The sequence below is a fragment of the Streptomyces sp. NPDC107517 genome (assembly GCF_055582645.1).
Genome location: NZ_JBVJPM010000015.1, coordinates 228,213 through 239,603, shown reverse-complemented (window position 1 = coordinate 239,603; position 11,391 = coordinate 228,213). Strand labels below are relative to the sequence as shown.

Sequence of the window (11,391 nt, the reverse complement as noted above, 5' to 3'; positions counted from 1 at the left end):
AGCCGGTGGCCGTTCGTCTATGCGGATCTCATTCCGATGCCGGAGCAAACCCCCGGATCAGGTCGAACCCGTACACCATTTCCCTGGACGCAACCTGGGTCTTTCGCTCATGGGCGGACCGTACAGCTGGCCACTGACAGCGCTGCTCCGCGATCGCACACGACTCCGGCGGCCCTTTGGGGCTGTGGCGTCGCTGCTGGCCACAGGGGTGCTTCTGCGTACTCGGCGGCTGCCTGTCCACGGATAGTCCACAGGCACTGATGCCTCCCCGCATGTGCCGGACCGGTGCTGCGGGACGAGCCGGGGCGGGGGCGGCTGGTGGAGGTACTCGCAGAGAGATGGGTCGTAGGGGAGCGCGAACTCGGCGGGATCGCGAGGTGCAAGTTCACCCTGGTGGACGGGGGAGCCACCCGTACGCGCGCGCGTGACGCCGACACGCCGGGCGCCGGTTCCCGATTCAACGATTTTTCGCTGCATAAGGCGCCTTTGGTGGCGAGTCGGGCGTAACGGTTCATTGCGGGCGTGAACATGGATATGTCCGACCCAGGCAGGCGCATTTGGCACCTGCCGTGAAAGGAGCATGGAATGCAGGTTTCCCGTCTTGCCGCCGCGCTGGGCGTCGCGGCCGCCATCGTGGTGGGCGGCGCCACTGGCGCCAGCGCCGCCGCCGCGCCTTCGGTGGTAGCCCATGCCACGCAGGACCGTGGTCACGACCGCGGTGACGACTATGGGCGCGGCGACCACGACGGTCGCTGGGGTCACCACCGCGACGGTCGTTGGGGTCACCACCGCGATAGTCGTTGGGGTCACCACCGTGACGGCGGTTGGGGTCACCACCGCGATAGTCGTTGGGGTCACCACCGTGACGGCGGTTGGGGTCACTACCGCGACGGCGGCTGGGGTCACGACCGCTACAACCACCGCTGACCGTCCATGGGGTGCCCTTCCGCTGTTGCGGGAGGGCACCCCTTCCGCGTCCTCCGCATGCCTTCGGCCGCTAGACGCCCGCGGCCGGCCGAGAACTGCGATCCGCTCGATTCCGGCCGCAGGGACCCTGCCGTTCCCCGTGGCTCCCCGCTCGTTCTGGCACGGTTGTGGCACGGGGAACATCTGATCCGTAGCTGTATGTGGAACGGTCGGCGGTGGTCAAACCGGTCGTGCGATGGCCCCACAAGGCTGCTAACGGACGTGATCGGTTGCTGAGGTTGCTGTACTTCGCTGCGGTACGGCAACCTTCCGGATAGGACTGGGGGATCCGGTTGATTTTTCGGGCGGTGGGGCGTTGGGCGACAGCCTTGGAATGAAGGATGAGACTGTGGCCGATCGACTCGGACCTCTTGAGCTGGCTGATGGTGAATGGGTGATCGGTGACCCGTCCCGAGACCATGTGAGGCTGACAAAGGCCGGCCTCTCCCACTGGGTGGAGGGCGCCGAGGTCAAGCAGATCGCCTGGTCACGTGTGGTGAACCTTTCAATGAGCGCCCAGCCCCGCCGGTTGGACCACTCCAAGGCGCTGCGGAGAACATCAGTGGTGCTGTCCTGGCTCGGCCAGCCGACTGGTCATGTGGGTCTCCCTGCCTCCCTGGGGGTGTGGGCGCGCCATCCGTATGAGGGGTGGGGTGCTGACTTCACCCACCATGTCCGCAGGTACCCCAGGCGGGAGATTTCCGCGGCTCGCAAACTGCTTGAAGAAGCAGCAAACAGTCGCCGCGCCGCGCAACTCGGGGACCCGGAATGGCTCTCCGCAGTTATCCGAAAGCTGAGTGTGCACCCGCACGGCTCACGGGCGCTCTTCCCTCACAAACGGGCGGTCCAAGAAGTCCTGGACGCCTGTTAGATCCTGTCCAGCCCCAGCGATATGCACTTATGCGACCTGGGAGACGACCTTGAAAACCGTCGTGGCGCGAGTCACCGTGGGTTCAAATCCCACACGCACCGCGCAGGTTGAGGGCCCTTGGCCAGGAAAGTCGGTCGGGGGCCTTCGTCGTAGGCGGTCCCCATCAACGACAGTGATGCCCCGTCGTTCCCCGCTCGATCGGGCACGGATGGGGCACGGCCGCGCGATCATTGGGCCGTACCGATAGAGACGGAGCAACTGAGTAGTTGTACGCAGTGCCGGCTACATCAGCATGCTGGACGGGATGGGAGCCCACCACGCTCGCCACGATGTGCCCGCGGCCGGGAACGGCGCCCCCTTCCACCTGGTGCCGGCCGATCCCCCGCTGGAGGCATCGTCTTTGACTCGTGGAGGACATCCCGCTCTTGCCCGCATGCACGCAGCGCGCGCCCGCGCCGTGCGCGGGCCTTGATGAAGTAGGGAAAGTTCTATCGCGCTACGACCCCGTGGCTGCCAGAGCGTCCCGGTTGGCTGCGAGGCACCGGAGCAGGTCGATCACTGAGCACTCGAGCTGAGCGCGATGGATCGGATCGAAGTCCGTGATCTCCGGTGCTGTCGCACGGTAGTTGGAGGGCTCGATGCCCCAGGCCTCTACGAGGCTCCAGCCGGCCTGGATGTCCGCGGTGCGGCCGTCTGCCGATGACACACGCAGCCAGGCCGTGCACTGATCCGAGAAGTCGTACGGCAGGTAGGCGACGCCTCCTGTGCCCCGCAGCTCGTCGACCTGCTCCATCCACTGGTGCAGCAGGTGCGCCAGACTCGCGCCGAGGTGCCGCAATGCGGTGGGCGACTCGTCGATGGCGAGGTAGTACGCATCGCATCGGTGACGGTACGTGCCAGTCTGCAACTGCAGGTCGTCGTGGGCGCCCTTCGTGGATCGCCGCTCGAACCTGAGAGCAAGAGATGCGGTCATGGCTCAACGATGGCATCCCGCCGGCCCAGGCGGCCTACTGAGCGGGCAATAGCGTCCCCGTGCTCCTCGCGTTCTACGCCGGCTGCGTCGAGGGGCAGCTCCCGGACCTCAGGCGTCGAAGGGAGGCTGCCGGGGATCTTCCGGAGACCGGCCTCGATCAAGCCGACTGACCCGCCCTGAGGGAACTTCGACACGTATTCGACACGGCGACCCGCAGAAACCCGGTGACAGCCGGACAGCCCCGGAGTGTTCTCGTGATCCAGGTGGGAGTACCGGGGCTTCTGCGTGTCGTTCGAAAGGCGCTCTGACCAGCAGAAAGGCCCTACCGAAGTAGGACCTCAGAGAGGCGCCCCCGGCAGGACTCGAACCTGCGGCCAAGCGCTTAGAAGGCGCCTGCTCTATCCACTGAGCTACGGGGGCCGGTGTGTGGCCAGTGGCTCGGGACGGATGTGGGGGGGGATCCGTGACCTTTGCCGGGACCAAGGATAGGGCTCCCGGATCCCTGTCCCTGCTGCTTCGCCTCCGTGGCACGATGTGGAGGTTCAGTGAAGCGGTCCTGATAATCGCAGGCAGGTACGAATCCTGCACCGCTTTTGGCGTCTCACGCCTCGGGTGTTGTGCACTCGTTATGCCTGCGCCCCAGTCGTCCGTTCCGTCCCATGGACCGGATGGGCCGCATCGGCGCGCAGAGACGTCCATATGCTTCAGAAAGCCGCCAAAATTGGGCATTCTTCGCATGTGGTGACCTTGGACGTACGGCCTCAGTTGCTCGACGCACTCTCCGCGCTGCGCGACCGTGTCGCCGCCGCGCGCTTTCCCCTCCCTCTCCCGGGGGCGCCGCGTGCGCGTGCCAACCGGGTGGAGCTCCTCGCGCAGCTCGACGACTATCTCGTGCCCCGGCTGAAAGACCCCGAAGCCCCGATGCTCGCCGTCATCGGCGGGTCGACCGGCGCCGGGAAGTCGACCCTCGTCAATTCCCTCGTCGGGCGGAAGGTCAGTGAGGCCGGCGTGCTGCGGCCCACGACCCGTACCCCCGTACTCGTGTGCCATCCCGAGGACCACCGCTGGTTCTCCGGCGCCCGCGTTCTGCCCGACCTCACCCGCGTATGGACGCCCCGCCGCCCCGACGACATCGAGCTCGGCGCCGCCGCCCCCGCCGACGACGACGAACACGTCCTGCGTGTCGAGACGTCCGGCAACCTGCCCCGCGGGCTCGCCCTCCTCGACGCGCCCGACATCGACTCCCTCGTCGTCCGCAACCGCGTACTCGCCGCCCAGCTGATCAGCGCCGCCGACGTCTGGATCATGGTCACCACCGCCTCCCGCTACGCCGACGCCGTGCCTTGGCACCTGCTGCGCAGCGCCAAGGAGAACAACGCGACCCTCGTCACCGTCCTCGACCGCGTGCCCCACCAGATGGTCGCCGAGGTCTCCCGCCAGTACGGGGCCCTGCTCGCCAAGGCCGGACTCGGCGACGTGCCGCGCTTCACCGTCCCCGAACTGCCCGAGTCCACCGGCGGCGGCGGCCTCCTGCCGGCCACCGCCGTCGCCCCGCTGCGCGCCTGGCTCAGTCACCGCGTGCAGGACCCCACTGCCCGCTGCGCCGCCATCGCCCGCACCGCCAACGGAGTCATCGACTCCCTCCGGGTCCGCACCCCCGGACTCGCGGGCGCCGTCGCCGCCCAGTACGCCGCCGCCCTGCGCCTCACCGCGACCGTCGACGAGACGTACGCGAAGGAGCACGCGCGCGTGCGCACCCGGCTCCAGAGCGGCGGCGTGCTCGCTGGGGACGCTCTCAAGCGGTGGCGCAGCTACCCCCTCGACTGCGCGCCGGCCGAACTGCTCGACGCGCTCACCGAGAGCCTCGGCGCGCTCCTCCTGTGTGCCGTCACCGCCGCTGACGAACGCATCGACGAGGCCTGGCGCCGCGACCCCACGGGCTCCGCGGACGGACTCGCCGACCGCGACCCCGACCTGGAGACCGCGGAACACCGCATCGGTATGGCCGTACGCCGCTGGCGCCGCATGCTCGAGGAGTACGCGGAGGAACAGGTACGCATCCTCGACACCACTCCGCCGCCCGACACCGAACTCGTCGCCGCCCTCCTGGCCACCGCCCTCCTCGGCGGGAACCGCGCCCGCAGCGCGGGCGAGAGCCTCGCCGAACGCGTCGGTGTCCAAGGGGCCCTGCGCCTGCGCGACCGGGGCGGGCGGCTGCTCACCGAATACCTGGACAAGGTGCTCGCTGTGGAGCGCGAGCGCAGGCTCGCGCCGCTCGACGCACTCGACGTACATCCCGAGTCCCAGGCCGAACTGATCGCCGCGCTGTCCGTACTGCAGAAGGAGAGGTGACCGCGGTGACCGCCGTCACGGACCACACGGAGCACATCGATCACACCGATCATGCTGATCATGCTGATCACACCGATTACGACGGGAACGACGGGAACACCGATCAGGCCGGGCAGGCCGATCATGCGGGGCACGCCGAGCACGCCGAGCACGCCGATCATGCCGGGCACGCCGAGCATGCCGGGCACGCCGAGCACGCCGATCGCATCGATCGCACTGGGCACGCCGGGCCCACCGGGCACCCCGATCACACCGATGGCACAGAACCGGCCGGGCGTGTGGATCCGCCCCGGGGGGACGTGGACGGCTTCGGTGGCGGTGCCTGGGACGACGGGCTCATCGCCCGGCGCGTCGCGGACTCCGGCGTCTTCGACGTGGAGGCCGCACCCGGCACGTACGGCCATGAGGACGAGCTGCACGGCGCCGACGCGGCGCTCGACGAGCGCCTCGACGCGCTGCGCGAACTCGTCGGGCTCTCCCGGACCCGCGTCGACGGCGAGGTCCTCGCCGAGGCGGGCCACGTGCTCGACGAGGCGGCCGCCCGGCGCAGGCTCTCCGTCCGGCACACCGTCGTCGCCATCGCGGGCGCCACCGGCAGTGGCAAGTCGACTCTCTTCAACGCCCTCGCGGGCGTGCCCCTGTCCGAGACGGGACTGCGCAGGCCCACCACCTCCGCGCCCATCGCGTGCAGCTGGACGGACGGCGCCGCGGGGCTCCTCGACCGGCTCGGGATCCCCGGCCGGCTGCGCCGCCGCCCGCTCCAGGGCCAGGGTCCCCAGGGCGCGGACGCGCCGCTCAAGGGGCTCGTCCTGGTGGACCTGCCCGACCACGACTCGGCGGCCGTCGAGCACCGTCAGCAGGTCGACCGGATCCTCGCGCTCGTCGACGCCGTCATCTGGGTCGTCGACCCCGAGAAGTACGCCGACGCGATGCTGCACGAGCGCTATCTGCAGCCTCTGGCCGGCCATGCGGAGGTCACCTTCGTCGTCCTCAACCAGGTGGACCGGCTGCCCGGCGAGGCCGCCGACCTCGTGCTCGACGATCTGCGCCGCCTGCTCGACGAGGACGGGATCGCACTCGGCGAGCACGGCGAACCGGGCGCGACCGTGCTCTCCCTGTCCGCCCTCACCGGTGACGGTGTCGATGAACTGCGCGAGTGCCTGGACCAGTTCACGCGCGAACAAGGCGCCGCCGCCCGCCGGATCGCGGCCGACATCGACGCGGCGGCACTGCGGCTGCGACCCGTCTACGCGACCGGACACAAGAGCGGGCTCAGCGAGGACGCCCGTGAGGAGTTCACCGACCGGCTCGCCGACGCCGTGGGCGCCGAGGCCGCGGGACAGGCGGCCGAACGCGCCTGGCGCCGCAACGCCAACAAGGCGTGCGGCACCCCCTGGCTGCGGCTCTGGCGCTGGTACGAGTCCCAGCGCAGCCCGAGCGACACGCTGACGGTCAGGCCTGCGCCCTGCGACGACGAGGCGACGGCGCGCCAGCGCGTGGAGCACGCGGTGCGCGTCGTGGGCGAGCGGGCATCGGCGGGGCTGCCGGGGCCATGGGGACAGGCGGTGCGGGAGGCGGCGACGCGGGGGGCCGAGGGCCTCCCGGAGGCGCTCGACGACCTGGCGGTCTCGGCGGGGTCCCCGCCGCCTCGGCTGCCGAGGCCCGGCTGGTGGCCGGTCGCGGTCCTCGCGCAGGCGTCCATGACGATCATTCAGGTCATCGGTGGGCTGTGGCTGTTGGGGCAGATCATCGGGGTTCTCGATCCGAATCTCGGAGTTCCGGTGCTGCTGATGCTGTGCGGCATCATCGGCGGACCGTGTGTGGAGTGGTCGTGCCGGATGGCGGCGAAGGGGCCGGCGCGGCGCTACGGGCTCGACGCGGAACGGCGCCTTCGGGAGGCGGCGGCGGGCTGCGGGCGCGCCCGCGTCCTCGATCCGGTGGCCGCCGAGCTGCTGCGGTACCAGGAGGTCCGTGAGCAGTACGTGAAGGTGACGGGGTGACCCCCGCGGACATGAGTCGCCACCTGACCGGGTGACGGGGTTTTCCACAACTGGCCGGTAGAACACAGGCATCAGCGGGCTCGTCCCGGCACAGGCACTCTGAGATCGCGGCCCGGAACCGACCGGGATCGCGGTACGGACGAGGCCGTGCGGGACGGGCCCGCACGCGTCCGTGCGCAGGGGAGGGGTGGACCGACATGAGCGAGACGACGGTGACGGTCGTGGGCAACGTCGCGACGACGCCGGTGTACCGGGAGCTGCCGAAGGGGCCGGTGGCGCGGTTCCGGCTCGCGGCGACGGCCCGGCGCTTCGACCGGGTGCGCAACGAGTGGGTGGACGGGCACACGAACTTCTTCACGGTGTGGGCGTGGGGCACGCTCGGCACGAACGTGCAGGGCTCGCTGTCCATTGGTGAACCGGTGCTGGTCCAGGGGAGGTTGCGGGTACGGGACGAAGAGAGGGGCGGGCAGCACTGGACGTCGGCGGACATCCAGGCGTCGGCCGTCGGGCACGACCTGTCGCGCGGGACGACCGCGTTCCGGCGGAGCCGGCAGACCCGGTCGGGATGCCAACCGGACGGCGACGAGCCATCGTTCGAGATCGAGCCGGAAGGGGAGAGCGAACCCCAGCACGCCCAGCAGGAGCAGGAGCAGGAGCAGGAGCAGCAGGAGCAGGAGCAGCAGGAGCAGCAGAACGAGCAGGAGCAGCAGAACGAGCAGACCCGACAGGACCGGCAGACCCGGCAGACCCGACAGGACCGGCAGACCCGGCAGGACCACCGGCAGAGCGAACAGCGAGAACCGGCCGTCGTAGGCTGAAAGAGGTCGCTGAGCCCTCGGATCGCGACTCGGCCGGATTGCGGCCCGAAGTGCGGCTTATCTGCGAATGAACACCGGTTCCGTGCCGTTGATTTGTCGATAAGCCAGGGCTGTAATCATTAGCGGTGATAACGATTCCGAGTCGGATGGCTCTCGTACCGCTCTGACCTGGGGACTGTGGTGCGCGGCTTCCTTAGGATGCCGGGCGTAGCCCACGGGGCCATTGATTCGGATGTCTGCTCAAGCGTCTGATTCACACATCGTTCTGTCGGCGGGACGTCACCCCCCTCGTGCCAATGTCTCCCGCCTGAAGGGGAATTCTGTGTTCTCTGCGGTATCTGTGTTGTCGGCGGTCGCCCCACGCGGGCGGGGCGCCGCCCGCCTCGCCGCGGCGGCCCTGGTCTCCGGACTCGTGGCCACCGCCGCGATATCCGGCGCCGGTGCGGCCTCTGCGGACGAGGTCCCCCAGCAGCAGGGCGGCGCGACCGCCACGATCGGCGGGCTCAAGACCTACGGTCAGGCCGTCATCCACGACAACGGCAAGGACCAGCCCGTCTCCGCCGGACTGTTCGAGATGTCCGTCGACAACGGCGGCACGCTGCAGACGTACTGCATCGACATCCACAACCCGACCCAGCGGGACGCCAAGTACCAGGAGACCCCCTGGAGCGGCACGTCGCTGAACGGGAACGCGGACGCGGGCAAGATCCGCTGGATCCTGCAGAACTCGTACCCCCAGGTCAACGACCTCGCCGAGCTGGCCCGCAAGGCCGGCGCCGGCAGCCTCACGGAGAAGGACGCCGCGGCCGGCACCCAGGTCGCCATCTGGCGCTACTCGGACGGCGCGGACGTGGACGCGGTCAGCCCCGCGGCCGAGAAGCTCGCCGACTACCTGCAGAAGAGCGCCCAGCCCCTCGCCGAGCCGAAGGCCTCGCTGAACCTGGAGCCCTCTGCCGTCTCCGGCCGCGCCGGTGACCGGCTCGGCCCGGTCACGGTCCGTACGAACGCCGACAGCGTGAGCGTGACGCCGCCCGCCGACGCGGCCGCCAGCGGCGTCAAGGTCGTCGACAAGGACGGCAAGCCCGTGACGTCCGCCGCCGACGGCGGGCAGCTGTTCTTCGACGTCCCCGAGGGCGCCGCCGACGGCACGGCCGCGCTGACGGTGCAGGCGTCGACCACCGTGCCGGTCGGCCGGGCCTTCGCCTCCGAGACCCGCAGCCAGACGCAGATCCTCGCCGGTTCCAGTGAGTCGACGGTCTCCGCGACCGCCACGGCGAACTGGGCGAAGAAGGGTGCGGCCCCCGCGCTGTCGGCGCAGAAGAACTGCGCCAAGGGCGGTGTGGACATCACGGCGACCAACAAGGGCGACGAGGCGTTCACCTTCGAGCTGATGGGCGTCGAGCACACGATCGCGGCGGGTGCCTCGCAGACGGTGACGATCCCGTTGCAGGAGGACCAGGCGTACGACTTCACGATCAAGGGTCCGAACGGCTTCGAGAAGCGCTTCAAGGGCGTCCTCGACTGCAAGACCGAGAGCACCACGGGCGGCAGTGAGCAGCCGTCGTCGCAGCCCAGCCCGGCTTCCGTGGGCGGCACCGGCACCCAGGCCGGCGACCTCGCCGAGACCGGCAGCTCGAACGCCACCCCGATGATCGCGGGCATCGCCATCGCCCTCGTGGTGATCGGCGGCGGCGCGGTCTTCCTGGTCCGCAAGAAGAAGGCCCCGACCCAGGACTGACCCCCACCTCGCCCGACGTCGGCCCCGGCCCGCCGCCACGGTGGCCGGGGCCGTAAGCGTCCCCGGCCGCACCCGGAACGTCACCAAGAGTGACGCGCGCCACGCGGTTTCCATCCGGGGATGGACGTCAGGCAAGATGGGGTGTTACTTGCCGAGCCAGGACATGAAACAGCCCCTCACCAGCGGTTTTCCCGTCGATGAGGGACCGTGTCAGGCGGCTTGGGCCGTCTCTGGGCCGTCATGGGCGTGACCGGCGGCCCGGTACATGGCACTGATGGCCTTCCGGGTCCGGGTCTCGCTGCTCGGCATCAGGTGCGTGTACACGCGGAGCGTGAACCCCGGATCGCTGTGCCCGAGGTAGAGGCTCAGCGCCTTGATGTTCTCCCCGGCGTCGAGGAGGACCGAGGCGTAGAAGTGCCGCAGGGCGTGCATGCCGTGCTCGCGGGCGGCGGCGTACCGCTGACCCTTCTCCGGGGCCGGGATGATCCCGGCGGAGGCTAACGCAGGCTTCCACGACTGGTCGTTGAACCCCTGGCTCCAGAGAGCCGCGCCAATGCCGCTCGTGAAGACGAGTCGATGCGTGACCTTGGGCCCAGTCGGCGTCAGCCAAGGCAAGGTCACATCGACCGGCGGAAACGCCTTCATGTGCTCAGTGAGCGCCGTCGACACCTCAGGGTCGAGGGGGACATCACGGAGCTTGCCGCGCTTGGGCGGGGCGAAGACGAGCGTGCCGCGGACCTTCTTGACCTGCTGTCGCACGTAGAGCCAGCCGAGATCGCCGATGTTGTCGACCGCGAGACCGAAGATCTCCCCTTGGCGGAGACCACAGCCGCCCCCGACATCGGCCATGGCCTGGTAGCGCTCAGGCAGTCCCGTCCGTACGGCGAAGACCTGCGAGGCAGACCAGGGGCGCACTCGTGTCGGCGCGGGACGCGGCGCCTTGACCGATCGAGCCCGACAGGGATTTGAGGCGAGCAGACGGTCATCTACGGCCGCCGTGAGCACGGAGGAGACCGCATCGAAGATCAGACGCCGGTACGAGGCTGACGCCACGGCATCTTCAAGCTGGCGATTCCAGTCTCGGATGTGCTCCGGCTGGAACGAACCGATCGGGCGCGTGCCCAGGTAGGGCAGGGCATGAAGGCGTAGGCGGCCCTCGACTGCGGCCCGGCTAGTCAGGTCGGTGGTCAGTGCCGCGATCCAGCGTTCGGTGTACTCGCGGAAGGTCGTCCGACCGGCACGCGGGTCGATGTACTGGCCGCGAGCCATGTCCGCCTCAATGTTCGTCAGCCACGCGTCGGCCAAGCGCTTTTGCTTGTCCGGGAAGCTCTTCGACTTCTCGGTGCCGTCCGGGCCGACGTAGCGGGCGCGGTAGCGGAGACCCATGCCGTATCGGTCGCTCTTCACCTTGCGGGTCTTGCCGTCCGCTCCGGTCTCGACCTTGTACCAGCGGTCCTGGATGTGTCCGGCCATCAGGCGGCAGCCCCTTCCTGCAGGGACTCGACCCAGGTTCGGACGTCATCCGGGTCGTAGCGCAGGTGCCGGCCGACTCGGAAGCCGCGGGGACCGACGCGCTTGCGACGCCACTGGTAGACCGTTTCGACGCTGGGCAGATCGAACATCTCCACCAGGTCGTCAGGCGTCAGGTAGCGGACGGGGAGCCGTGTTGCCAT

General features: G+C 69.5%; 7 protein-coding genes and 1 tRNA gene. 4 read left to right on the top strand and 4 right to left on the bottom strand.

Going from position 1 to position 11,391, the window contains the following annotated elements; translation table 11 throughout:
• Positions 1-2,333: 2,333 nt before the first annotated feature.
• Both ACZ67T_RS30520 and ACZ67T_RS30515 read right to left on the bottom strand, forming a co-directional pair.
• The gene (locus ACZ67T_RS30520) at positions 2,334-2,810 is read right to left on the bottom strand and encodes a hypothetical protein (protein WP_469988203.1); all 477 of its coding nucleotides are present in this window, start codon (positions 2,808-2,810) and stop codon (positions 2,334-2,336) included.
• A gap of 347 nt (positions 2,811-3,157) precedes the next feature.
• Positions 3,158-3,230 (bottom strand) — tRNA-Arg (locus ACZ67T_RS30515).
• A 279-nt stretch (positions 3,231-3,509) separates the two neighbouring features.
• Here ACZ67T_RS30515 and ACZ67T_RS30510 point away from each other — a divergent pair.
• The 4 genes from ACZ67T_RS30510 (at position 3,510) to ACZ67T_RS30495 (ending at position 9,718) form a co-directional block, all read left to right on the top strand.
• Positions 3,510-5,162 (top strand): dynamin family protein, encoded by a 1,653-nt coding sequence (locus tag ACZ67T_RS30510; protein ID WP_469988202.1) that lies wholly within the window; start codon positions 3,510-3,512, stop codon positions 5,160-5,162.
• A 5-nt stretch (positions 5,163-5,167) separates the two neighbouring features.
• The gene (locus ACZ67T_RS30505) at positions 5,168-7,162 is read left to right on the top strand and encodes a YfjP family GTPase (RefSeq protein ID WP_469988210.1); all 1,995 of its coding nucleotides are present in this window, start codon (positions 5,168-5,170) and stop codon (positions 7,160-7,162) included.
• A gap of 197 nt (positions 7,163-7,359) precedes the next feature.
• The gene (locus ACZ67T_RS30500; RefSeq protein ID WP_469988201.1) at positions 7,360-7,980 is read left to right on the top strand and encodes a single-stranded DNA-binding protein; all 621 of its coding nucleotides are present in this window, start codon (positions 7,360-7,362) and stop codon (positions 7,978-7,980) included.
• A gap of 322 nt (positions 7,981-8,302) precedes the next feature.
• Complete coding sequence (locus ACZ67T_RS30495; RefSeq protein ID WP_469988200.1) at positions 8,303-9,718, top strand: Cys-Gln thioester bond-forming surface protein; 1,416 nt, start codon at positions 8,303-8,305, stop codon at positions 9,716-9,718.
• A gap of 210 nt (positions 9,719-9,928) precedes the next feature.
• Here the strand turns inward: ACZ67T_RS30495 and ACZ67T_RS30490 are convergent, their stop codons facing one another.
• A complete protein-coding gene (locus ACZ67T_RS30490) occupies positions 9,929-11,191 on the bottom strand; it encodes a tyrosine-type recombinase/integrase (RefSeq protein WP_469988199.1) in 1,263 nt (420 codons plus the stop codon).
• Positions 11,191-11,391: a helix-turn-helix domain-containing protein gene (locus ACZ67T_RS30485; protein WP_393701838.1), complete on the bottom strand. Its 201-nt coding sequence runs from the start codon at positions 11,389-11,391 to the stop codon at positions 11,191-11,193. Before ACZ67T_RS30485 ends, ACZ67T_RS30490 begins: the two co-directional genes overlap by 1 nt.

Coding starts and splice junctions, on each gene's coding strand:
- ACZ67T_RS30520 (WP_469988203.1), bottom strand. CDS start 2,810: ATGACCGCATCTCTTGCTCTCAGGTTCGAGCGGCGATCCACGAAGGGC.
- ACZ67T_RS30510 (WP_469988202.1), top strand. CDS start 3,510: ATGCTTCAGAAAGCCGCCAAAATTGGGCATTCTTCGCATGTGGTGACC.
- ACZ67T_RS30500 (WP_469988201.1), top strand. CDS start 7,360: ATGAGCGAGACGACGGTGACGGTCGTGGGCAACGTCGCGACGACGCCG.
- ACZ67T_RS30490 (WP_469988199.1), bottom strand. CDS start 11,191: ATGGCCGGACACATCCAGGACCGCTGGTACAAGGTCGAGACCGGAGCG.
- ACZ67T_RS30485 (WP_393701838.1), bottom strand. CDS start 11,391: ATGGCAACACGGCTCCCCGTCCGCTACCTGACGCCTGACGACCTGGTG.